The organism is Cohnella rhizoplanae (assembly GCF_948329515.1).
GTDB classification, from domain to species: Bacteria; Bacillota; Bacilli; order Paenibacillales; family Paenibacillaceae; genus Cohnella; species Cohnella rhizoplanae.
The window spans coordinates 535,617-559,111 of sequence record NZ_CAOJCN010000001.1 but is presented as its reverse complement, the minus strand read 5'-3'; the positions used below and the strand labels follow the sequence as shown (position 1 = coordinate 559,111).

General features: G+C 61.4%; 18 protein-coding genes. All 18 read right to left on the bottom strand.

All coding sequences use genetic code 11. The annotated features are described in order from the left end of the window. Positions 1–60: 60 nt before the first annotated feature. The 18 genes from PQG80_RS02480 to PQG80_RS02395 all read right to left on the bottom strand — a co-directional run bounded on the left by PQG80_RS02480 (position 61) and on the right by PQG80_RS02395 (position 23,279). Entirely contained in the window at positions 61–1,278 is a 1,218-nt protein-coding gene (locus tag PQG80_RS02480; protein WP_271749539.1) for a BMP family ABC transporter substrate-binding protein, read from the bottom strand. 195 nt (positions 1,279–1,473) lie between these two features. Further along, positions 1,474–2,049, bottom strand: coding sequence for a nucleotidyltransferase family protein (locus PQG80_RS02475; RefSeq protein WP_271749538.1), 576 nt, complete (start codon positions 2,047–2,049; stop codon positions 1,474–1,476). Beyond that, complete coding sequence (locus tag PQG80_RS02470) at positions 1,994–3,064, bottom strand: XdhC family protein (protein WP_271749537.1); 1,071 nt, start codon at positions 3,062–3,064, stop codon at positions 1,994–1,996. The genes PQG80_RS02475 and PQG80_RS02470 overlap by 56 nt, the downstream gene beginning before the upstream one ends. A 22-nt stretch (positions 3,065–3,086) precedes the next feature. Then, positions 3,087–4,433, bottom strand: coding sequence for a 5'-deoxyadenosine deaminase (locus PQG80_RS02465; protein WP_271749536.1), 1,347 nt, complete (start codon positions 4,431–4,433; stop codon positions 3,087–3,089). 86 nt (positions 4,434–4,519) lie between these two features. Beyond that, positions 4,520–6,130, bottom strand: a complete 1,611-nt coding sequence (locus PQG80_RS02460) for a PucR family transcriptional regulator (RefSeq protein WP_271749535.1) — start codon at positions 6,128–6,130, stop codon at positions 4,520–4,522. 349 nt (positions 6,131–6,479) lie between these two features. After that, complete coding sequence (locus PQG80_RS02455; protein WP_271749534.1) at positions 6,480–7,718, bottom strand: amidohydrolase family protein; 1,239 nt, start codon at positions 7,716–7,718, stop codon at positions 6,480–6,482. Positions 7,719–7,721: 3 nt separating this feature from the next. Further along, positions 7,722–8,513, bottom strand: a complete 792-nt coding sequence (locus PQG80_RS02450; RefSeq protein WP_271749533.1) for a maleate cis-trans isomerase family protein — start codon at positions 8,511–8,513, stop codon at positions 7,722–7,724. Beyond that, positions 8,510–9,868 (bottom strand): RidA family protein, encoded by a 1,359-nt coding sequence (locus PQG80_RS02445; protein ID WP_271749532.1) that lies wholly within the window; start codon positions 9,866–9,868, stop codon positions 8,510–8,512. The genes PQG80_RS02450 and PQG80_RS02445 overlap by 4 nt, the downstream gene beginning before the upstream one ends. A gap of 117 nt (positions 9,869–9,985) precedes the next feature. Further along, complete coding sequence (locus tag PQG80_RS02440) at positions 9,986–10,816, bottom strand: alpha/beta fold hydrolase (protein WP_271749531.1); 831 nt, start codon at positions 10,814–10,816, stop codon at positions 9,986–9,988. Between the two features lie 12 nt (positions 10,817–10,828). Beyond that, on the bottom strand, positions 10,829–12,034 hold the full coding sequence (locus PQG80_RS02435) for an aromatic ring-hydroxylating oxygenase subunit alpha (RefSeq protein ID WP_271749530.1): 1,206 nt from the start codon (positions 12,032–12,034) through the stop codon (positions 10,829–10,831). A gap of 57 nt (positions 12,035–12,091) precedes the next feature. Further along, positions 12,092–13,429: an amidohydrolase family protein gene (locus PQG80_RS02430; protein WP_271749529.1), complete on the bottom strand. Its 1,338-nt coding sequence runs from the start codon at positions 13,427–13,429 to the stop codon at positions 12,092–12,094. Positions 13,430–13,454: 25 nt separating this feature from the next. Next, positions 13,455–14,192, bottom strand: a complete 738-nt coding sequence (locus PQG80_RS02425) for an SDR family NAD(P)-dependent oxidoreductase (protein WP_271749528.1) — start codon at positions 14,190–14,192, stop codon at positions 13,455–13,457. Then, positions 14,189–15,058 carry a C45 family peptidase gene (locus tag PQG80_RS02420; protein WP_271749527.1) on the bottom strand — a complete coding sequence of 290 codons (870 nt, stop codon included), beginning with the start codon at positions 15,056–15,058 and terminating at the stop codon, positions 14,189–14,191. Before PQG80_RS02420 ends, PQG80_RS02425 begins: the two co-directional genes overlap by 4 nt. A gap of 32 nt (positions 15,059–15,090) precedes the next feature. After that, a complete protein-coding gene (locus PQG80_RS02415) occupies positions 15,091–16,527 on the bottom strand; it encodes an 8-oxoguanine deaminase (protein WP_271749526.1) in 1,437 nt (478 codons plus the stop codon). 273 nt (positions 16,528–16,800) lie between these two features. Beyond that, a complete protein-coding gene (locus PQG80_RS02410) occupies positions 16,801–17,880 on the bottom strand; it encodes a hypothetical protein (protein WP_271749525.1) in 1,080 nt (359 codons plus the stop codon). Between the two features lie 12 nt (positions 17,881–17,892). Further along, positions 17,893–19,227, bottom strand: coding sequence for a neutral/alkaline non-lysosomal ceramidase N-terminal domain-containing protein (locus PQG80_RS02405; protein ID WP_271749524.1), 1,335 nt, complete (start codon positions 19,225–19,227; stop codon positions 17,893–17,895). Positions 19,228–19,319: 92 nt separating this feature from the next. After that, complete coding sequence (locus PQG80_RS02400) at positions 19,320–21,452, bottom strand: right-handed parallel beta-helix repeat-containing protein (protein ID WP_271749523.1); 2,133 nt, start codon at positions 21,450–21,452, stop codon at positions 19,320–19,322. Between the two features lie 165 nt (positions 21,453–21,617). Beyond that, positions 21,618–23,279, bottom strand: a complete 1,662-nt coding sequence (locus tag PQG80_RS02395) for an extracellular solute-binding protein (protein WP_271749522.1) — start codon at positions 23,277–23,279, stop codon at positions 21,618–21,620. Positions 23,280–23,495 lie beyond the last annotated feature (216 nt).

Here is a 23,495-nt window from a genome sequence, read left to right as displayed (position 1 = left end):
ATTGTCCTCCTTCGTGCGGGGAGGGGCCGCCCCCTCCCGCCTGCCGATTGCGATGCTGCTTTATTGCGGTATCGTGCCTACTACGCCTTGGACGAACCAGTTCATCTCGAGAATCTCCGCGTCCGTCAGCGACTTGCCGCTCGGAATCTTCTCCGCGCCGCCCTGATCGAGGATCGGACCGCTGTAGATGTTGTCTTCGCCCGCGAGGAACTTCGCTTTTTGATCTTCGACCAGCTTCTTGACGTCATCCGGGACGCTCTCGCCGATCGGCGCGATGTCGACCATCCCGTCCACGAAGGAGCCCAGATACTGAGCGTTCGTCCAGGTGCCGTCCATGAGCGCTTTGACCTTCTGCACGTAATACGGGCCCCAGTTCCAGATCGGGTTGGTCAGATAAGCCGCCGGCGCGTACCGCGTCATGTCGGAGTCGTTGCCGCCCGCCATCGCGCCCTTCTCGGCTGCCGCCTGAAGCGATGCAGGAGAATCCTGGTAGGCCATCAATACGTCGGCGCCCTTGTCGAGCAGGCTCACGGCCGCATTGCGCTCGGTCGTCGGATCGAACCAGGTGTTGGTCCATACGACGTCCACCTTGACTTCCTTGTTGACGGATTGCGCGCCGAGCGTAAAGGCGTTGATGTTATAAATCAATTCTGGAATCGGGAACGCCGCGACGTAGCCGAGATGGTTTTTCTTTGTCATCTTGCCCGCCGCCATGCCGCTCAGGTAGCTGGCTTCCCAGTTTTTGCCGAAGTAGGTGGCCATGTTGTCGCTCGTCTTGTAGCCGCCCGCATGCTCGAACTTCACCTTAGGGAACTTCTTGGCGACGTTCAGCGTGTAGTCCATGTAACCGAAGCTGGTCGTGAAAATGATGTCGTGGTTCTGCGCGAGCTCGGTGATGATCCGCTCCGCGTCCGCGCTCTCCGGCACGTTTTCGACCGTGTCCGCCTTGATGCCCAGTTCTTTTTCCATGTACTTGACGCCCAGGTCGTGCTGGTACGTCCAGCCGCCGTCTCCCGGAGGACCGATATAGACGAACGCGACGCGCGGGTTGGCGATGCCCTCGCCGGACGATGACGCCGATGGCGATGCCGATGCGCTGCCGGACGCCGACGGCGATGCCGATGCGCTGCCGGACGCCGACGGACTGGCGGAACCGGCCGATGACGCCGAAGGGCCCGCATTGCCGTTGTTGTTCGCCTTGCCGCACCCCGACAGGACGAGCGCCATCATGACGACGAATACCAAACTTGCGCTCCACGTTCTATTAATCTTTTTCATACCGTTCCTCCCCGACTCCCTGTTTGTTGGTCAACTTGGCGTACACAATGACGTACCTTCACTATAAGGCGGTCGTCATTTTAGCGTCAACAAATATGACATGGGATTGGAGAATCGTCTAATTCGCGGATGCGTCGATTGTGCACGATGCACTTCCCGAACAAAAGGGGGTGATATGTGCATATAAGTTATGATTCAATCGCCATTTCCGAACATTCTACACCTTTTTTCGGTTGCTTTTTCCCAATCCGCCGGCGTATCGACATCCATTCGGGCATCGGGATCGGGCACCCCAATCCGAATCCCCGTATACTTCGCGTCCGAAAATAGCTTACGCGCCCCGGTATCGCCTTCAAGCGCAGCCAGCGCATCGAACAATCGGGGAGAGAAAATCGCAGGCGGGGCAGAAAAGCTGCCATATCCGCAAGCCACATAGTCTACCCCCGGCGAAGCAGTAAAAGCGGAAGTAACCTCCCCGTATAACGCGGGCGTGAGAAACGGTTGATCTGCCAGCGCGACCAACACGGCGTCCGGCGAATGCCCACGGGCCGCCCGCAGGCCGGCACGAAGGGAGTAAGACATGCCGCGCGCGGATTCCGGACTGCGCACGATCTCCGCGCTGCCGGGTTCCGGCAGCCAATCGAGCGGATCCTCGGGGCGAACCACCGCGATCAGATGCGTTAAAACGCGGGCGTCCGCAAACGCCCGCCATGCCCTAGCGCCAAGCGTCTCGCCATCCGCAAACGCCAGGGACAGCTTCGGCCGGCCCATCCTCGCGCTGCTCCCCGCCGCCATATAGATGCCCGCGATATTCATAGCCTTCATGCGCCTCCCCACGCTCGCTTCGCCTTCTGATCGCCACGAGTTCCGCGCCGATGCTGATCGCGATCTCCTCCGGCCCTTCCGCGCCGATGGAGAGCCCGACCGGCGCCCGGACGAAGTTCGGCATCGGCAGGCCGTCGAACAGATGCGCGATGCGCCGGAACGATCCGATCACGCCGATATACGCCGGCTTCGCGGGCAGCAGCGCCTCGATGAGCGCCCTGTCCTTTTGCAGCTGATGTCCCATGACGAGGGCATAATCCATAGGTCCTGCGGCAAGCGCGACAGCGGCTTCCGACGGCTCGCCGCACACGAGCTCAGCGCCGGGGAACCGGGCGCCCGACAGCAGATGCGGCCGCCAATCGGCTACCGTCACCTTGAATCCGAGCGCCCTGGCGACACGCGCGACCGGCTCCGCATCATAGCCGGCGCCGAACAGCAGCAGCCGCGGCCGCGGCCTCAGGATCTGCGCGAAAAGCAGCGAAGCGCTCGAGTCCGTCCGCCTGGACGAACGCCCGGGAGCGGCCGCATCAAACTCGACGGTCTCGACGGCGTATGAGATGCCCGCGCCGTGCCGGAAGCGCCTCAGCAACACGCCCATGCCGCCCCGGAGCCGCGCGGCAGTCTCGCGAAGCGCATTCGCCGCCTCCTCGGCGAGCGGCTCGAGCAGCACGTCTACGACGCCGCCGCAGCCGACGGCTTCGCCCCACATCGCGTCCTCGTCCGGCTTCATGTTGTACCGGACGATCTCGCATCGCCCCTCCGTCAGCAGTCCGGACGTCCGTTCCTGCAGATCGCTCTCGAGACACCCCGGACTGATCGTCCCGGCCCGTCTGCCGTCCGCGTAGAGCAGCATCATCGCGCCAGGCTTGCGGTAGGCATGCCCCTCAATGCCGATGACGGTCGCGAGCACGGCGGGAGCGGCTTCCGATTCCCACCGGTCCAAGATGTCGTTCGCCTCCATGCGCGCCGCCCCCTCTCTTCAATTAAATGCCGATCCGCCCGAGCAGCGCTTGTAGCGCACGATCCGACGCCTTCAACACGCGTCCGCGATCGATCGTGAGCACCCGCTTGTTCGCCATGACGATCCGGCCGTCGATCAGCACCGTGTCTACGTCGCCGCGCGTCGCCGCGTATACGACCCTCGAGAAAAGATCCGCATCGTAGGACGGATAAACGTGAAAGTCCTCCAGATCGAGCAGCTGCAGATCCGCCTTCTTGCCGACTTCGATGCTGCCGATCTCGTTTTCGAGTCCAAGCACTTCTGCGCCGCCCATCGTCGCCATCCGCAGCACCTTGCGCGCGTCCATGACCGTCGGACCATGCCGCACCTTCTGGATGAAGGCGGTAAGCCGCATTTCCTGGAACATATCGAGATTGTTGTTGCAAGGCGCGCCGTCGGCGCCAATCCCGACGGGAATATTCATCTCGAGCAGCGCGGGGATGTCCGCGATGCCCGAGGCGAGCTTCAGATTCGACCCCGGACAGTGCGTCACCTTCACGCCCCGCTTCTTGATGATCGCCTTCTCCTCGTCGTCCAGCCAGATGCTGTGCGCGAGGATCAGGTTCGGACGGGCGAGGCCGATACGATCCAGGTAGGCGACGTTTCGCATGCCGCGCTCCGCCTCCACCAGCGCGATCTCGTCCCGATTTTCCGAAGCATGCGTATGTACGCGCACGCCGTACTGGGCGGACAGGTCGCGCACGCCGACGAGCAGCGCCTCCGTGCACGAGACGACGAAGCGCGGACAGAACGCGTATTGGATACGGCCGCGGGCCGCGCCATGCCATTTTTCCAGGAGGTCCACGCTTTCCCGCAGCGACCGCTCCGTGTTCTCCTGCAGCGCGAGCGGCACCTCCGTACCGTGATCCATCATCACTTTGCCGGAAAAGGCGCGCATCCCGCTCTCCTCGATCGCCAGAAAGGCCGCGTCCGTGTGATGCACCGTCTCCATGTCGAGGATGGTCGTCGTCCCGCTCCGGATCAGCTCGCCAAGGCCCAGCAGCGCCGAGTAGTAGACCGAGTCCTCGCTATGCGCGGCTTCGAGCGGCCAGATGCGCTTGCGCAGCCAATCGATCAGCGCCAGGTCGTCCGCCCTCCCGCGGAAGAGCGTCTGGCACAGATGAATGTGCGTCTGCACGAAGCCCGGCAGGAGCACCTTCCCGTCAGCCTCGATGACCTCGGCGTCAGGCGCCGCGATATCGCCGCCGATCCGCGCGATTCGTCCGTCTTCAATGAGCACATCGCCGGCGATCACCTCGCTATCCGCGTTCATCGTCAGGATTACGGCATTGCGAATCCATATTTTCGAGCTCGCTTCCATCCCGTCCATCCTATCGCTCCTTCCACCGGCCTACGGCCCCGGGTTCGTCGTTAACCACCCTATATAATAGAAGAGACTTTTTTTTGAAAATACCGTTATTTCGCCTTGGCCGGCGCCTTCGGCGCTTCTCCGCCGAGCGTTTTGCGGAACTGGAACACCAGCTTAAGCCGCAGCAGGTCGTTGATGCGCTTGAAATCGACGTCGAGCAGCTCGCCCAGCTTTTCGATCCGGTACGTCGCCGTATTGCGGTGAATGTACAGCTTCTTCGCCGTTTCATTCAGCTGGCCGTCGTTGTCCAGATAGGTCTCCAGCGTCCGCATCATCTCCTGGACATAATCCGGGTCCTTGCCCTTGAGCCCGGACAGCAGACGATCGCAGTACGTTTGCATGCGCTGACGGGACACCTGTTCGAAAATATAGGCGAGGTCCAGCGTCTCGAAGCGCACGACCGGCTCGCCAAGCTCCCACTGCGCGGACAGCCGGTGCGCCTCTCCGCATTCCTGGAAGGCCTCGGCCAGCTGCGACGCCTTCTTTTTGCGGCTGCTGACCGCGGCTCTCGCGCCGCCCTTCCACGCGTCTTTCAGTCCCGACAGGCAGCTCGCCAACGCCTCGGTCAACCGGTCCTCGCCGGCGGCATCGGGTTCGGGGAAGAGCGATAGCAAGCCTTCTTCCATCACGACATGCGTACCGGTCAGCGCCTGGATGCGGGCATGGCTCAGAAACTCGTTTTTGAGCGCATCGAGCAGTTCGGCCCGCTGATCCGCCCGAACCTGCGGTGGACAAGCGGTGAGAACGCAGCGGTAGGCGCCCTCGAATACGTTCAATTCCCATCTGGACGCGTATGCCTCCAGCGATTCATGCGACATGCCGTTGCGCAGATGGCGCTTGACCAGCTGTCCGAAGTCGCGTTGAACGGATAACTCCAGATAGTCCTCGTAGTTAAAATTCAGATGGAAGGACAGAAGCTCCGCGGCCTGACTGTATAGGCTCTCTTCGATGGCGGACAGATAGATGCGGGGCGTAAAGAACAGCACATGTCCCGTGCAGCGCCCCGCCTTCATGAGCGGCACCCGGAACGCCTGCCATCCTTCGGTCTTGATCCACTTGTTATGCTTGCTCCAGGGCCAGTCGGCCAGCAGGTCCGCATCCGCCGTGTCCGAGCCGTTGAACACCATCTGCCCGCGGGATCCGATGACGGCGATCGGTTCCCCGATGACTTCCGCGACCGTGTCGAACAGCTCTCGGACATGATCCGACTGAAGCGCGAAGCGCATGAGCCGCACCTGCTTGTCGAGCACATCCTGCAGAATGCCGGTGCTGCGGCGCATTTCCGCGTTGAACAGACCGTTCATCTGGTCGGAAAAGGTGAATTGGTACGGCAGTTCGATTAAAGGAAACCCGAGTTCGTCGGCTTTGGCCGCGAGCGCCTCCGGAATGGACGTCCAGAAACGCCCGAGCTTGATGCCGAGGCCCGACGAGCCGCGCTGGTGGAGCTTGTGCAAGAAGGCCGTCGCTTCCTCCGGGTCGTCCTTGATCAGGTAAGCCGTGGTGAACAGCATTTCGCCTTCCTTGATCCAATCCGCGATGTCCGGCGCGTCCATGACATTGACCGACTTTACGATGCGGCTCTTGCCGGCTCCGCCGGCGATCAGCTTGCCCTCCGACAGAGGATATACCGCGAGCGCTTGCTCTACCGTCAGATGCATCTTTCGCCACTCCTTTAGGTTGAGGATCGGATGCCGACTTCTATTGCGTTAATATATATTACATATTAGTGATTTTATTTCGTTTTGACAATCAGTAGCGTTAGGTTTAATGACATATATTCAGAATATTTCATGAAATAGCAACAGCGACCCTGGATTTAATGTAAGAGTTTGGACAGGTATTCCCACTTCTGATTGAGGTATTCGTTTTCATTTCCAAGAAAACGCGGCTGGCACGCATGACAAGAAACGCGCCTGACCCGGGAACCGGGAAGGCGCGCTTGCTGGAAGTACGTTGCGCGAGCGCTTATTGGCACTAAGGCTCGCATGAAGATACAGGTTCGGCGCCTTACCGGTATGACCCGGGAGGTCCGCTCTCGAGCAACCTGCCCCGTCGGATCGCCGCGCGCTCGCGCGGACGATCGCAGATCAGATCCGTCACGCGGTCCGCGCGGATCAGCGCGAAGTCGGCAGGCGCGCCGGGGCGGAGGCCATAGTCGTCGAAGCCGATCGCGAGCGCGGCCTTGTCGGTGCACATGCCGAGCAGGAGACGCGCATCTGCCTCGGTGCCCATGTAGGTCGTCTGCGCGAGCAGCAGCGCGATGTCCAGCGGGTCGCCCGTGCCGAACGGCGTGAAGGCGTTGCGCAGGTTGTTCGTGCCGAAGCAGACGTTGACGCCAGCCTCGAGGAGCAGCCTCGCCGGCGTAATCCCCCTGCGGACGGCGTGCGTATCGCCTCGCCCGCCTAGATATAGGTCGGTCGCGGGCAGCGCGAATACGTGGATGCCCGCGCCGGCCATGCCGGCCGCGATCCGGCGCGCACGATCGGGCGGAACGGACCCCAGCGAGGTCAGATGCCCCGCGCAGACGCGTCCTTCCAGGCCGTATTCGTGCGTGCAGCGAATGACGTCAAGGATGGCGAGCTGGTCCGGATCGTCCGAAAAATCCACGTGCAGGTCGACCGGCAGACCGGATTCGGCGGCAAGCCGGAATACAAATTCCAGATGCTCGGCGGCATCGCGGTCGTTGTACGGAATGCCGCCGACCGCATCGGCCCCTCTGCGCACGGCCTCGCGCATGAGCTCCTCCGTCCCCGGCCGGTTGAAGATCCCCTCCTGGGGAAACGCGACGAGCTGCAGCGCCATCCGATCCGCCATCTCCGTCTTGAGCGCGAGCGCCGACTCGAAGCTGATCAGCCCGAGCACCGGATCGATCTCCGTCTGCGCCCGCAGCACCGACACGCCGAACGACATCGCCCGGTCCAGCGCGCGGCGGGATCTTGCGGTCACGTCCTCCGCCGTGTAGCCCGGCTTAAGCGCCGCCGTCATGGCGATCGCCTCGCCGAGGCCCGACGCCGGACGCGGGAGCCGTTCGGACAGGAACGCCTTGTCCAGATGGATATGCGTCTCGACGAGCCCGGGCGTGACGATCATGCCAGATGCGTCGAAAACGCGACGATCGTCACCGTAAACTCCATGTCCGGCCGGAACGATGCGCTCTATCGTTCCATCCCGGATAAGTATGTCGATCCGCCCGTCTCGCGCAGGATCCGTGGCGCCCGCAATGAGGTCGATAGACTGCTTCTCCATCGCTCAACCTCCCCCGCAGGCTTCATCCTGCGGTATATCGAACACGCCGCCCCAGCTCGCGGCCAGCCCGGTCCGCGGCACGCCGGCCATGCGCAGCGCCTGCCAGGCGGTCACCGCTACCGAATCCAGTATCGGCTTGCCATATTCGCGCTCGAGCGCGGCGGATCGCGCAGCTCCGTTCATATTGGTGCACACGACCGCCACCGCCTCAACGTCCGGCGAAGCCGCCGCTCGTCTGATCATCGCTTCGACGACGTCCGGCGCGACGCAAGCAAACTCCTCGTTGACGTACAATCCGCAGCCCAGCCTGACCGGGCATTCCAGCCCCGCGTCGGCATAGCGCGCGGCGATCGCCTCGTTCACGTCGTCCGTATAAGGCGTGACGAGTCCGATGCGGCGGACGCCGAGCGCCCGGTAGGCTTCGGCCAGCGCCAGCGCGGACGTCGTCGCCGGTATGCCCGCGGCCGTCGAGATGGCCGCGCACAGCGACCGGTCGCGATCGAGCCCAAGCCAGCTGCCCGACGTTCCGTTCCAGACGATGACGTCGACGTGCGCATCCGCCAGCAGGACGGCGGCGGAGAGCATCGGCTCCGCGGCGAATTGGGCGCCCGCGTCTTCCCCCAGCGTGATCTGCGTGACGCGCAGTCGGGCGTAATGGACGGTCGCACCCCGCACGCTGGACATAATGGCCGAGGTCACCGGCTCGAGCACCGTATTGGAGGAAGGCGTCAGCATGCCGATCCGTCTGCCGCGCGGCGCCAGCATCGCTCCTGCCGCCGCGTCCGCCGGCCTCATGCTTCCTGCGGATCGTACAGCGTCAGATCCGCCATAATGCCGCAGCCGGGCACCCACAGGCCGCGATTGATCTCCACCGCCGTGACCGCCGGCTTGTGCCCGTCCGCGAACGCTTCGGCCCACGCTTCCATCGCGCCGGCGTAGAGACGCAGGTCCGTAAAGTACAGCGTCGCTTTGACGACCTGCCGCAGGTCGACGCCTGCCGCTTCGGCGATGCGTTTCGCCTTTTGCAGAATATATCGCATCTGCAGCTTGCCCGGCGTGCCGAAGTACGGCAAACCTGGCGGCTGCGCCGCCTCGGCAGCCAGACCTGCGCCGGGATCGGTCGCCATCAGGCCGCTGAAGAAAATCAAATCGTCCGCGCGCACCGCGGCCGGCTCCTTGCTCTTGGGCGACCATCCGCCGGCGACCGGCTTCTTCAGATGCGCCGCCGCAGGCATGAGCAGGTCGAGTCCGATCTCGACGCGGCAGCCCCTGGCGCCGATCTCGACGTTCGGCACGAGAATGCGCGCCGGCGCCGCCGACGTATCCGGAAACCACTTGGCCCACGTATCCTCGAACGCGGCGTAGTCGCTCGGATCGGCGAGGTATACATAGGCTTTGACCGCCAGCGCCAGACTCGTGCCGGCCGCCTCCGCCACCTTGCTTAGCCGGGACAATATATAATCCGTCTGCTTGGCGCACGGCTCGTCGCCCCAGAACAGCCCGCCCGTGCGCGCCTCCGGCGCCAAGCCGTTCAGCCCGCCGCCGTCGTACGCCTCCGCGCCCCAATTCCCCTTCCAGTCCGAGGCCAGATCGCCGGACAGGAACACCCAGTGCCCCATCCGCACGCCCTCGGCGAATCCCGCCGCCGGCTTCGGCAGCCCCGGCGCGGACACCTTCTCCGGTATGTCGCCGTCCAGCCGCGCCGTGAAGTCGGCCTCGACTAACGCTCCCTCGACCAGCGTGCCGCGAACGCCGATGCCCGTACTGGGCGGGCTCAGCTTGGTGAAGTAACGGTTTTTCTCCTGCACGTAGCGCTTGTTGTTTACCGTCAGATCGCCGGTCCGATAATCCGGCGACGCCATGCCGGCGACATACCACTGGTTGACGCGCACGACCTGCTCGGGCTTGGCGCCCGCCGCTTCCACGATCGCGCCGACGCGCCCGTACAGCACGGCCGCCTGCTTCGCCACCGCGTCCTGATAATACGGAAACGCCGCGGGCACGACCGCCTCGGCCGCAAGCCCGGTCACCAGGTCGGAGGCCGACTGCCCCGACACGAACAGCCAATCTCCCGCCCGGATGGCGGGGCTGTAAGGAATGCCCGGGCGCGGCATGCCTTCCGGCCAGATTTCCTGAATGTGATGCTGCACGTCAACTGCCTCCTTGAATCAAGTTAGCCGGCCCTCGGCCGGCTTCCGAATCATGCTCTCCGTGCGATCTCGTAAAACATCTGATCTCAACCTTCCGCCGGAGCGGCTCCGCGCCTCTCACGACAGCGACGCGATAAAAGCAGTCAGCGTCGACAGCAGCCGCTCCGGCGCGAGCTTGTGCACCTCGTGCCCGACGTCCGCGTAGCGCTCCGTGCGTACGCCCGGATTCATCGCCCGGAGCTCCTCCTCCGCGTCCTCGGAGATAAAGGGAGCGAGCCCGGCCGCGACGAGCAGCGCGGGCAGGCGCAGCATCCGGTAATAGGCGTGGAACGGCTCCGCGTTCATCGCCGCGTACGACTGCTCGATCGCCGGCAACGCGCACGCCTGCAGCTCCAGCGCCTTGCGTTCGTAATCGAAACCAGACGACGTATAGTACGACCGGAAGTCGTCGTACCGCCCCTCGTCGATCGCCTTCTTCGGGTCGACGAAGCGCGACAGCGGCAGCGGAAACGCGGCCCGGCCCGGTCCGGAGAGCGGCGGATCGATGAGCACCGCCCCGCCCGCCATATCCGGATACGTCGCCGCGAACGCCGCCGCGATCCGCGCACCCATCGAGTGGCCGACGAGCACGGGCCGCTCGGCGTAGCCGCTCAAGCCGTTGCATACGATCAGCAGGTCCGCCATATAGTCGGACAGCCGATACCCCGACTCCGGCTTGAAGGACCGGCCCCTGCCGCGCAGATCGAGCGCCATCGGACGGAGATGGCCGGGCAGCGCCCGCAGGAGCGGGTCGAAGGCGGATGCATTTTCCGTAATGCCGTGCAGAAATATTACGGGGCGGCCCTGCGGGCTGCCGCGCTGCAGCAAGCGCAGCCTGATGCCCCCGGCGCCTTCAAGCACGATCGAGCTCGCCCCTTCCGCCCCCGCGTTCAGAATCGGCATCGTCATATGCGCGCTCCCTCAAGCCTTTTCCAGCTCGACCGACAACCCCTGCGCCGACACATAATCGAGATAGCGCCTCGCGAGCCATTGGTTGAGCTGGGGCAGCGTGCGTTCAAGCGCCGCGTACCGTCCGCGTCTCGACAGCTTGGAGTATAGCCCCTTCTGCAGCGAGGCGTTGGCCGCGAGATCCTGCGCGTTAATCTCTTGGATGCTCTCGTTGGCCTGCTCGTAGCGCTCCGCGAAGTCGGGCAGCGCGACGGTCTCCGGCGGGTACAGCAGTCCCGAGCGGAACAGAATCTTGCCCGGCCCGTCCGGAAGGATGATGTTCCAGAACACCTGGTCCGGCATCAAGCCCAGCGTCAGCATCGGCGGCACCGTCGCGATCGTCATGCGCTGGCGCTGCTCCGCGGTCAATCCTGCGATCGGCGGGAAGTTCGCGGACATGTCCGGCGAGAAGCCGGCGTCGATATGCGTGAAGCCGGTCGGATGCATGATCTGTCCGTCTCCGTCCTCGTAGTCGACGAAGCCGGCGAGCTGGCTTGGCGCGAAGTCGTGCGGACCTTTGTGCAGATAGTTCGTATGGTAGGGCTCGATGGAGGATTCGATCATGATCTTCCAGTTCCACTCGCCCTCGATATCGACGAACGGCATCGCCGTCAGCTCGTGCAGGCGGTAGTTCTTCATCTCCTCGTCGAGCTTGGCGAGCGTCGGCGCCAGCGGCTCCGCGTCCGGGTCGTAGTGGGCGAAAATAAAACCGTTCCAAATCTCCACCTTCAGCGGGGGCAGGCTGTGGTCGTGCCTCAGAATGTCGAACGGCTCGATCCGAATCATCTCGGGCGCGGAGATCAGCTCTCCGTCCATCCCATACGTCCACCAGTGCAGCGGGCAGCGGAAATTTTTGCAGTTGCCGGAGCCCTCCGCGACGAGATGGCCCCGATGCTGGCAGACGGCGGAGATAACGTGAATGGACATATCCTTGGCCCGCGTCACGATGATCGGATCGTCGTTCAGCTGCAGCGTATAGTAGTCTCCGGCATACGGCACCTGCTCCTGCCGGCCCACGCACAGCCAGCTCCGGCCGAACACCGCTTCCTTTTCGAACGCGAAGAAAGATTCGCTCGTATAACACTCGGCGGGCATCGACCGGGCCTCCTTGGTCTCGAGCAGGGAAGGTCCGAGCTGGGACAGCACCTCTAGAACGTCGTTCGTCACTTTATAAGCCATAACCAAGTTCCTCCTCGTATAGGGAAGTCAGAGATGCGCGGACGGTTCCGGGGAATATCAAGCCGGCACGAACGGCTCGCGCAGCTCGAACAGACGCTCCGCGGCCGACTGCGCGGAGCGGCGAACGTCCTCTGCGTCGGCAGTGAGCAGCTTGCGGCCCAGCATGAGCGGCTTGCCGTCGACGAACACATGGTTCACGTCCGCGCCCGAGGCCGAGTAGACGAGATTGCTGACCGCATTGTCGTACTTGCCCCGTATGATCGGCGTCAGGTGATGCTTGCGGAAGTCGACGGCGATCAGGTCCGCCTTCTTGCCGATCTCGAGCGACCCGATCTCGCCGTCCAGTCCGAGCGCCCGCGCGCCGTCGATCGTGGCCATCCGCAGCGCCGTCTCCGCCTTGATGACCGTCGCGTCCAGCAGGCGCGCCTTCTGCAGCAGCGGCACGAACTTCAGCTCCTCGAGCATGTCGAGATTGTTGTTCTCCTTGACGCCGTCGGTGCCGATGCCGACCGTGACGCCCAGATCGAGCAGCTCCTTGACCGGCGCGATGCCGGAGCCGAGCTTCAGGTTGCTGACCGGACAATGCGCGACGGCCGTCCCGGTGCGGGCGAGCAGTTCCATCTCGGCGTCCTGCAGCCAGACGCAGTGGGCGAGCACCGTCTTGGGGCCGAGAATGCCGCGGTCATAGAAGAGCTCTACCGGCCAGCGTCCCGTCTGCGCGTGCAGACGCCTGGCCATCTCGATCGATTCTTCGCCGTGGGTATGGATGCCGGTATCGTATTTCTCTGCGTAAGCCGCGGCCTTCCGATAAGCGTCTTCCGTGCAATAGGTCAGATGCTCGAGCGCGAACCATACCTGGATTCGGCCGCCGCCCGTCTTGTTGCGGTCGCGCACGAGCTGCACGTTCGTATCGAGCGATTCGAAGTAGTCCATGCCGGGCTTGTCGACGACGTAGGGCGCCAGCGTCGCGCGTAGGCCTAGCGTCTCGGCGGCGTCCGCGCACTTGTGCATGAAGCGGTACATATCCATCACGCAGGTCGTCCCGGACAGGATCGCTTCCGTATAGCTCAGACGCGCGGCAGCGAACGCGATATCTTCCGTAAGCGCGCGATGCTTGGGATCGACGTACTTGGTCAGCCATTCGAAAACGGGCAGATCCTCCGCCGTCCCGCGGATGAGTCCGGAGTGCAGATGCAGGTTTACGAGACCCGGCAGCAGGACGTGCCCGGTTGCGTCCAGCGTTTCCACGCCGGCATACTTAGCCTCGAGCGCTGCCGATGGACCGATATCCGCGATTCGTCCCTTTTCGATCAGGAGCGCGCCGTCGTGCACGACTTCATCGCCCGTATTCACCGTCAAGATCGTAGCGTTCGTTATCAGCAAGTTATCTCTCATCGCTTCTTCGTCTCCCCGCTATCCGTTATTGAATCGTGTATCCGCCATCCGCCAGCATCGCGCTCCCCGTCACGAAGGACGCGAGCGGACTGCTGAGGAACAATATGCAGTTCGCGATTTCCTCGGGCCTTCCCAGTCTGCCGAGCGGATGCAGGCCGACCAGATCGTCGATCGTGCCCTGCGGCCCCCGCTTGCCCTCGAACTGGCGTCGCAGCAGCGGCGTATCGATCGCGCCCGGGCAGATGCAGTTGACCCGTACGCCGTACGCCGCCGTCTCGAGCGCCAGGCTGCGCGTGAAGTTGACGACCGCCGCCTTGGACGCGGTATAAGCCGTGAAGCTGCCGGCCCCGACGAAGGCAAGCTGGGATGCCGTATTCACGATGCAGCCGCGCGACTGCTTAAGCTTCGGCAGCGCGGCTTTGCAGCATAGAAACACGCTTTTCAGGTTAACGCCCATAAGCCGGTCCCAGGCGGCCTCGGTCGTCTCTTCGAGCGTGGCGACCAGCTCGACGCCGGCATTGTTGACGAGGACGTCGAGGCCGTCCCAATGCCGCCAGAGACGCGCGAACGCGGCGTCGACCGCGGCCGCGTCGGACAGATCGACCGGCAGCTCCAGCCTTCCTTCGCCGCTTCGCTTCGCCTTGAACGAGATGTCGAACACGGCCGTCTCGGCGCCCGCCTGCCTGTACGCTTCCGCGGTCGCCGCGCCGATCCCGCTCGCCCCGCCGGCGATAAGCACCCTTTTGCCTGCCAGATTCATCATTCGTCGCGCCTCCTCGCTGCCAGATTCATCATGCGCCATGGCGCCTTGTCCGGCCGTCCCGCCGTATAATGCATCTCGAGCGATCCCGCGTCCCAGATCAGCCCGCTCAGCGTCACATGCGGCAGCGCCGCATTGGAACGCCCGTACACGACGCCAGCCGCGCAAATATCGCCCGCCGCGCCGACTGCCGCGCCGTCCGCCGCGCCTCGCTTGCTCGCCAGCAGCGCCTTCAGCGCGGCGAGCGCTTCCTCCCGTCCGCTGCCGGCACGGCGCAGCGCCGACAGCGCCCCTTGTGCCTGGGCCAGCCGCAGCTCGCGGTCCGCGCGTACGGCCTCCGGCAGCGCCGCCTGCTCGGCGGCCATCAGACCGAGCGCCTGATTGCTCCGCGCCGTCCAGCCTCGAGCCGTATCGTCATGCCACGCCGTCTCGTCCCCCTCGTGCTCGAACGCGAACAGCCTGCCCGACCGGTCCGCGATGACGTGACTGCCGCCGACCGTCGGCTCGGCGGCCGCACGGTAGCGCTCCAGCACGAGCCCGAGCGCCTCCTCCGCGGTGGCGCAGCGCGCGAGCGCCTCGGCCTGCGCCGCGCCGCGCAGATCGTTTTTCCAATAGCTTTCCGCGGTACCGCCGTCCGAGCGGGGCGCATCGCAGCCGAAGTAGCTGCTGATGAGCATGACGCCGCGCTCGTTCATGCCCGCGTTGATGCCGTGCTGGGCCTGAATGCCGTAAGCAAGCGCCTTATAGCCCCCTTCGCTGCCCGCGATGCCATGCCAATATCCCACGGGAGGCGAATCGGAGTTTTTGAAGCCGAGCACGCTCGCCTCTCCGTCCGCTCTCCTGCATACAATCGCGCCGATCGTGCACATCCTGTCCGACCTCCCGTTCGAGCGCCATGCCCTTAGAAATTCGGATAGCGCCGCTCCGTGCGCATCTTGCGATAGTCGATCTTCGTCCGCAGCGACGCCTCGTTCAGGAGCCGGTTCGATGCCGCCTGGGCCATCGCCGCCAGCTTCTCTTCCTCGACGCCGACCAGCCTGCCGTCCTTGACGACGACCTTGCCGCCAACGATCGTCGTGTCTACCGTCTGGGACAGGCCCGCCAGCACGGGCAGCGTCGCATCGTGATGCAGCGCGCCCGCATAGGCGAGCTGACGCGAATCGATCATGAACAGGTCCGCAGCCTTGCCGATCTCGAGCGAGCCGATATCGTCCGCCCAGCCGAGCACGCGGGCCGAGCCCATCGTCGCGACGCGCAGACAATCCTCCGCGCCGATCTCGGTCGTGCCTTGCATGAGATTGTGGAGCAGATGCGCCGCGCGCACTTCGCCGAGCATATTGGAGCCGTCGTTCGAGGCCGAGCCGTCCACGCCGAGCCCCACCTGGATGCCGGCCTGCAGCATTTTGACGATCGGCATGACGCCCGAGCCCATCTTCATGTTGCTGCACGGGCAGTGGGCGACGCCGCAGCCATGACGGGCGAGCCGCCGAATCTCGCCATCGTTGAAGTAAATGCCGTGCGCATACCAGACGTCCGGACCGACCCAACCGGTCGATTCCATGAATTCGAGCGGCCGCATGCCGAGCTTTTCCCTGCAGAATTCATCCTCGTCCCTGGTCTCCGCGAGATGCGTGTGCATGCGTACGCCATAGCTCCGGGCCAGGCTCGCTGATTCGCGCAGCAGGTCCGCCGTGATCGAGAACGGCGAGCACGGGGCCACGCCGACGCGCACCATCGCGAAGCGTCTCGGATCGTGGTACGTCTCGATGAGCCGCCGCGAATCGCGCAGAATCGTCTCTTCCGTCTGACACACCTCGTCCGGCGGCAAGCCGCCCTTGGAGCGTCCGAGCGACATCGACCCCCGCGTGGGAAAAAACCGGATTCCCAGCTCGCACGCCGCGCGGATCTCTTCGTCGATCAGCTCGCCCGAGACGCCGTCCGGGAAGCAATAAAAGTGGTCTGCGGCGGTCGTGCAGCCGCTCTTCAGCAGCTCTCCCAGCCCGACCTTGGCGCTCAGGTAGATGTCCTCCGGCCGCAGGCAGCGCCAGATGTCATAGAGCGTGATCAGCCAGTCGAACAGCTCGGTTTTCTGAACGAACGGGATATTCCGCGTCAGGTTCTGGTAGAGGTGATGGTGCGTATTGATGAGCCCCGGGTAGACGATCTTCCCCGTCGCGTCGATGACGGTATCCGCCGTCTCGTACGGAATGCCATGCCCGATCGCCACGATCTGCTGGTCGACCGCATACAGGCTTCCGCCCGGATACGTCGTCCGTTCCCCGTCCATCGTGACGATGTTTCTCGCGTTCTTGATGAGCAGCGTGCGCAAGGCAATCACCGGTCCTCTCCGCCTCGTTGCTATCATTCTAGAAGCTTCGCGGAGAGGGGAGCAATCGAGAAACCGAACATTTGTTATATTCTCTAACGTAATTGCTCGTTTTTCGTTCGTTCGCATGAATGCATTTTAAAATTGTGTAAATATTCATCACATTCGTTTGGTGGATGGGATACGTGAGGGGAAGTTCGCTTGAGAGGAAAATAGGAGATTGCTGGCCCGGCAGATCAAACCGCTCACCGGCCGGACCGCGACTCTAATTCGGGTGGCTCGGCTTTATCCAATGGAGATATTCGAATGCGTTCGATCTTCGCCTTCCATCCTGCCGTCTTTCGCGGATAGTTCCTTATAAACCCTGACGACTTGACTCCAGCATTCTTCCGGATCGGCCCCCCAGTTTAAAAGATGGGATCCGGATTCCCCGCGGAACGCCCACACGCCGATGCCGTCCGCGCCTAATTCTTTGGCCCGATGAACGGTTTCACCGATGAAATGTTCTTTCCCGGGTTCTATATACATGGTTTGGACCCATATTTGGCATGACTTCTTATATTTGCGCGCGAGTTCGACGGCTTCTTTCGTATTCACATCGAAATACGCCCAGTCTCTGGCATGAATCCAATAAGGATCCGTGGAAAAGACGTCTACCGATTCGAGGGCGACAAACGGTTCCCAATCCACGACGCCAAACCATCCTGCCCGCCGGTTCCCTTCCTGATTGCGGTCAAAACTCATCAGACAGAGGACATTCACGATATCCGATTGCAGTTTTTTAGCCATCCGCATGAGCCCATCCACGAAACGGAGCAATGAGCTTTGTCTAAAAGCGATGACTTCGTCCGTTAACGTCGCAGGCATATCCACCTGATATTCCGCTTTAAATTTGCTTTGACAATGGCTGCAATAGCATCCCCATTCGTCGGGAAACGCCTTGTAAATGGCATATCCGGGTTCGTCCCAAAATACGCCGTCCGGACGTAAATCCAGTATGATTTCCGCAAGCTTCTCATGCAGCCACAGCTCGAATTCCGAGTTGTTGGGACAACATAATACTTCTTCGCCTTTATTTCCTAGGGTTGAGATTTGCACGGACTCTGGATGATGCATTTGATAATAATGCCCGGTGTGGGTCGTCGCGAATGAGCCGAATCCATGGAAATTCAAATAGACTTTAAGCCCCATTTCCTGCGCTGCCCTCCGAATTTCACGCCGCGATATCCGATAAAAATACCAATCGGTCTCATTGACGCACAAATTGATCGATGTACACCCCATCTCCTTGATTTCACTCAAATCCGCATGGGCATGGTGGGTGTAAACGGTCCCGATGTAGGCAACGTTCAAATCGTTTTTCATTCGGCAGCGCTCCTAACCTTGGTCTCGTTGGATAGTTGATGCGGAGCCCGCAAGTCGAAGCGACAGGTCGGCCTTCGCGATTTGACCGACGATCACGTCTTCGATTTCCGGGAAAAAGATGCCGCTAAACGGGCCGCCAAGCGGGTGAAAATCGACTTCATAGCCGCCCTCGGCGATCATTTTCCGAGTCGGCACATAGAAGGACACGCCGTTCGAGTAGCCAAGCACGATCGTTTTTCCGCCGGGAAACAGCTGTTTGAGCAGCATCGCATATTCCGTGGAAATTTCGCCTTCCAGGGCGATCAGGCGCGTCGCATCGTCCAAATGCCATATGGCGATATAGATCGAAGTCTGCTCCTTCGTGAATCCCTTCTCGATCTGCTCGATCTTGCGCGCGGCCCCCCTTCTGCGCGCTTCCCCGATCGCCGGATCGTTCGCGATGCCTTCAAAATGCTCGACGGGCGTCCGCTCCATTCGGAGCGTCGCTTCGGTCAGCATCGTTCTGAAAGGACCTTGAATCGGCGAGAACGCGGACGCTTCCATGACTTGGATAACGGCCCGAGCGAGCTCGGCTCCCGCTTCTTCCATTTGTTCGACGGTGCAGCTGATGAAATCGTCGCCGCTTGCGCTTTTCATCGGTTTTATCTCGCCCGCGCAGCCTTGCAGGAAGAACGCTGTAGCGCCCGGATACGTTTCCTCGAGCACGCTGCTCGTTTTTCCGGGGTAGTCGTTCGATATCAGATAGTTATCCGAGCTCATCGAAGTCGGATGACAGCCGTAGTTGTATAAAATCCCTCTTACCTGCCGCTCGCCGTCGACCAGCTTCAGGACGAACAGATCGTGGTCGATCTCGGTATCGTAAGCCGGCTTCCACTGCACGCCTTGCTCGGTGAGTTTCCGGCGGCTGACGCCGAACCGCGACGTGCCCCGGGCAAGCCACAGCCTTCCTTCCTCCAGACGATCGTAACAGTCCGAGACAAGGGTCAGGAGCGTGTCGAGCACCATCGTGAAGTCGATGACGCTGCCGCGCCTGTACGCGCCGAACTCCGATTGTACCGGGCCGCGCGCCGCGATGGCATGGTGCGTGTGCGAGAAATTGATTAGCACCTCGTCGCGGCGCAGGCCGAATCGGTTCTCCAGCGCCGATGTGATCCCGTCGATGAAGCTGCGGTCCGATCCGACGAGATCCAGGGTAATGATCGCCAGCGTTTTGTTCGCTTGCAAGAGCACCGCCTTTGCGTACAGCGGATCGTGGACCCCTTCGCTCTCATGCGTCCGGTCGGCGAAGCCGGCCATGAATACCGGCGTTCGCGGCGTTATCTCCGCCTTGGAAATTCCGAATTTCATTCGCCTCACCCTTTGCGCTTGAATGTCAAGGAAACGGACTCGGACAGCGCCCACAATCGCGGCCTGCCCGAATCCGATCCGCCTTTCAACCGTCAGTTCGGTACAGATTGCGAGATCGAAGCATTGTAGCCGACCGAAGAAGCGGTCGAGCCGGGGTAAGAGATTTTATACGACTGGGCCCCGCCATGGAACGAAGCGTCGAAAGCGCCGGTGAACGGCGTTCCCGCCGGCGGCGAGCCGATCGTCGTTTCGCCGTAGCTCCAGCCCGTGGCCGATTCGAAGTTCGCATTGGCGACCGTCGTGCCGCTGACCGCCGCATCGTCGACGTAAAAAGAGATCGGGTAGTTCGAGACCGCCTGCTTGCTGATCAGCCGGAACTGCAGCGTAAAGCTCGAGCCAGTCGGGTTGATCGGCACCGACCGCTGCTGCCAGCTCGTGCCATCCGCCGTCACGTCGCTCTCCCAAACGACGACGCCGTCCACCAGCGCCTGCTTGTACCAGTAATTCGGGGTATCGCTGCCGATGCTGTCCTTTTCCCAAAACGTCAGCGTCTTGCCCGCCGTCAACGACTGCGAGATCTGGGCGCTAAAGTTCGCCGCCGAAGCCGTCGAGCCGGGATAAGAAATCTTATACGACTGGGCGCCGCCGTGAAATGCCGCGTCGTAAGCCCCGGTGAACGGCGTGCCGGCCGGCGGCGTACCGACGGTCGTCTCGCTGTAGCTCCAGCCCGTCGTCGTTTCGAAGTCGGCATTCGCGACCGTTGTCCCGCTTACCGCCACGTCGTCCACATTAAAGGAAATAGGGTAATTCGAGACGGCCTTTTTGCTGATCAGCCTGAACTGCAGCGTAAAGGTCGAGCCGGAAGGGTTAATCGGGACGGAATGGGACTGCCACCCCGTGCCGTCCGCCGTCACGTCGCTCTCCCAGACGACCGCGCCGTCCACCAGCGCCTGCTTATACCAATAAGTCGATGTGGTGCCCGCTTCGCTGTCCTTCTCCCAAAACGTCAGCGTCTTGCCCGAGCCGCCCCCGGTAGAACCGTATTCGTAGGCTCCGATGTCCGGCGTACCCGTACGCGCGTTCCCGGCGAAATCGACGGATGGCGCATTCGCCGAGCTCCCTGCGTTAACGGCCGGAGAGGCGGAGGAAAGCCTGAAATCGTCTCCCGCGTAGTTCACGAATGCCGGATCCGAACCTATGCCCGTGATATTGTGCGTCCCGTGCGTCATCGTCGTGGGGTACCAGTCGTACGTAGCGTCGTTAATAAGATTGTAATCGTAGGTGTTGTTCGAACCGACCGTCCCCGACAGGTCGATGCCATACGTACTGTCCGTAATGATGTTGTTGGCGACGTATACGTGATCCGCCGTGCAACCCCAACTGTCTAAGGTGCAAGCTTTGTACGTGTTGCCGGCGCCTACGACAATGCCGAAGTTGTGGTTGTCGATCGTGTTGTTCACGATATCGACTTCATGCGCATCGTGCCAAAGATGGATGCCGGCCCCGCCCGGATTGTCATAGACGACATTATTCGTGACGGTGGCCTTGGTGCTGATATAAATGCTTTGAATGTAGCCGCACGTGCCGTGACCGATATTGTGGACCTTATTGGCGGTCACTACCGTGCCCGTCATGAAGCTCGAGAAGTTGAAGTCCGTTACGTTGATCCCGGCGCCGCCGTTGCTGTCGCACGCCGTGCCGGATCCCATAATATCGTGCACGTCGTTATTCTTGATGGTGACGTAAGAGCCTTGATTCAGAATGCCGTTCCTGGCCTGCGTACCCGAGCCGTCGATCTCGAAGCCGTCGATTTCGACATGGCTGCCCCAATTCTCCCAGATGTCGAACGACTTCGTCGCGTCTGCCGGTACGATGCTGGCTTGATATTTCCCGTCGACGGACACATATTTGATATTGTCCTTGGTTGTCTTGAATCCCGCCAAGGACGTGCCCACCGCATAGGTGCCCGCTCTGACTTTAATGGTGTCGCCCGATCCCGCGACGGAATAAGCCTTGCCGATCGTCGCGTACGGATGCGCCGACGTCCCGTCGCCCGGAGACGAATCGTTGCCGCCGGAGGTTGGCGGCGCCACCCAGATATCCGTCGCTGCATGGGCTTGCGGCTGCGCTGCCGAGAACATGGCGAGCACCATCGCCATGCACAAGAGCGCGATCAACCATTTCCTATACGCCGGCTTGTTCCCGATATAACTTTTGATCAACATTGTTTTCACTCCTTCAGCTTGTTTTAACATCCTTCTCCTGACCGTCTTGGATGCGAGCTGACAATGGCGGCCTGTTACCCTGTACTCGCTACATGAACCTCACCCCCTTCTCTAAGCAGCATTGCTTCCATACGTTTACCGAACCTCCCCTTCCCTGTGGAACGGTTATGACTTTTTCATGAACCGGTCGTATTGCGTTTGATAGATTTTGGTCGCTTCCTCAATCCCCAGTTTTTTCAGCGTGGCGATATACGCATCGAATTTATCCAGAGATTCTGCGCCCATAATGAATTTATTGATCATTTCGTACTGATAGGTGCGAAGGTCGGTCATGATGGAGGCGATCCGGGCTTGCTCATCCGAATTGAGGTAAGACGGCATGAACTTCGAGTGATCCGCCTTCGTCCACGTTCGCATCGCATCTTGCGTTTCCGGATCGGGATGCCACTGAAGGTCGGCGCCCTCGTCCGCCTGGAACGGACCGTCCGAAGCGACGACCGTGTACATGCCGAGCGCTTGCGTGATCGACAGCTTATTCGGATTTTTCGTGATCGTCTCCGTATACGTTGGTTTGCCGTTCACAACCGTGTAGCTCTCGCCTTCGACGCCGAAGTTGTACAGAATTTTGCCTTCCTGGCTATACCCGTAATCGAGCCAGGACGCAATTTCCTCCGGATTTTTAGCGGAAGTGGTGATGGCTACGCCGATGCCGCTCCATTGCGCGGTCGGGGCGCCGCTCGATACCGCCAATTCGCCGGGATTCAACGACGGGAATTGCAGGCCGATCAGACTAAACTTGGTATTCGGGTCCTGCTGTCGTTTGAGCTGCAGGTAGCCGCCGAGCCCGCTTCCGCCCCACCCGGTTTGCGCGCCGATCTGATCGCTCAGCATTTTGCTGTCCCTTATTTTGACGTCCGATGTTAAATAGTCCTTGTCGATCAAGCCCATCTCGTACCACTTGTTCATCAGCGACAGGTACTCCTTGAATTTCGGATCGTATGGACCGTACTTGACCACGCCGTTTTCCTGATAGAAGGCGGAGCTTAAGCCGTAGGCGCCGAGAAACGGAAAGCTGGTTTCGTAATCCGTCTGCCGGTAGAAGTAAGGAATTTCGTCCTTTTTGCCGTTGCCGTTCGGATCGCCGTCGCGGAAGGCGACCAGCATGGCCTCCCATTCTGCGATGGTCGTCGGCGGTTTCAGATTCAGCTTCTCCAGCCAATCCTTGCGGGCGAACGGACCGTTGAACACGAAGACGGGATTGTCCTCCCCGATGAACGGGAACACGTACATGTTGCCTTCATCGCTGGTCAACTGCCGCTTCAGATCCGGTCTGTCATCGAGCATCTTCGTAAGATTCGGCGCGTACTTCTCGATGATTTCGTTCAGGCGTAGGATTTTGCCGTTCTTGATCATTTTGTCGGGGGAGTTCGCTTTCCACGGGTACGACATGACATCGGGCAAGTCGCCGGTAGCCATCATCAGGTTGAATTGATCCTTGACCTGCTCCTCTCCGGCCGGCGGATGCTGGAACTCTACCTTTGTGCCCGTTCGTTTTTCAAGCTCCTTGTAGATGCCCATCTCGTTGTAGCTCTTGATCGATACCGCCGCATCCGTATCCATGACCGTCCAATAACTGAGCGATGCCGGATATTTCGGTCCCGAGGCGGCCGATGAAGACGGTTGCGCGCTGTTTGCAGACGTACTTGAAGCGCTTGACGATGCACTAGCGGTGTCCTTTGGAGAATTGTCGCTGCAGCCGGCGACCGCGCTTCCCAGGATGGAGAGGGACAGCAGCGCAACAATCCTTTTCGCTTTGAAATTGGCCAATTGATTTAAACCTCCCTTAAGATGTAAATTTATGGTCGTTTGCCTTGATTTCACTATATAAAGGGGAACGGCTTGCGCCTATAGTCCAGTTTAATGAAGTGTTATCCCCCTTACTTCTTCCTGCATTATCCGTTTTTGAGGCATTGATTGTTTTATGCGAACGGCTTGGACATCAAGCGCTTTCATAAGGTTTTGCAATCGTTTTCACCTTGACGT

Excerpts from the sequence above, each read along its gene's own strand:
- PQG80_RS02425 (WP_271749528.1), bottom strand. The coding sequence starts at position 14,192 with ATGATGAATCTGGCAGGCAAAAGGGTGCTTATCGCCGGCGGGGCGAGC.
- PQG80_RS02420 (WP_271749527.1), bottom strand. The coding sequence starts at position 15,058 with ATGTGCACGATCGGCGCGATTGTATGCAGGAGAGCGGACGGAGAGGCG.
- PQG80_RS02450 (WP_271749533.1), bottom strand. The coding sequence starts at position 8,513 with ATGAGGCCGGCGGACGCGGCGGCAGGAGCGATGCTGGCGCCGCGCGGC.
- PQG80_RS02435 (WP_271749530.1), bottom strand. The coding sequence starts at position 12,034 with ATGGCTTATAAAGTGACGAACGACGTTCTAGAGGTGCTGTCCCAGCTC.
- PQG80_RS02470 (WP_271749537.1), bottom strand. The coding sequence starts at position 3,064 with ATGGAGGCGAACGACATCTTGGACCGGTGGGAATCGGAAGCCGCTCCC.
- PQG80_RS02405 (WP_271749524.1), bottom strand. The coding sequence starts at position 19,227 with ATGAAATTCGGAATTTCCAAGGCGGAGATAACGCCGCGAACGCCGGTA.
- PQG80_RS02460 (WP_271749535.1), bottom strand. The coding sequence starts at position 6,130 with ATGCATCTGACGGTAGAGCAAGCGCTCGCGGTATATCCTCTGTCGGAG.
- PQG80_RS02440 (WP_271749531.1), bottom strand. The coding sequence starts at position 10,816 with ATGACGATGCCGATTCTGAACGCGGGGGCGGAAGGGGCGAGCTCGATC.
- PQG80_RS02465 (WP_271749536.1), bottom strand. The coding sequence starts at position 4,433 with ATGGACGGGATGGAAGCGAGCTCGAAAATATGGATTCGCAATGCCGTA.
- PQG80_RS02410 (WP_271749525.1), bottom strand. The coding sequence starts at position 17,880 with ATGAAAAACGATTTGAACGTTGCCTACATCGGGACCGTTTACACCCAC.
- PQG80_RS02475 (WP_271749538.1), bottom strand. The coding sequence starts at position 2,049 with ATGGGCCGGCCGAAGCTGTCCCTGGCGTTTGCGGATGGCGAGACGCTT.
- PQG80_RS02400 (WP_271749523.1), bottom strand. The coding sequence starts at position 21,452 with ATGTTGATCAAAAGTTATATCGGGAACAAGCCGGCGTATAGGAAATGG.
- PQG80_RS02430 (WP_271749529.1), bottom strand. The coding sequence starts at position 13,429 with ATGAGAGATAACTTGCTGATAACGAACGCTACGATCTTGACGGTGAAT.
- PQG80_RS02480 (WP_271749539.1), bottom strand. The coding sequence starts at position 1,278 with ATGAAAAAGATTAATAGAACGTGGAGCGCAAGTTTGGTATTCGTCGTC.
- PQG80_RS02455 (WP_271749534.1), bottom strand. The coding sequence starts at position 7,718 with ATGGAGAAGCAGTCTATCGACCTCATTGCGGGCGCCACGGATCCTGCG.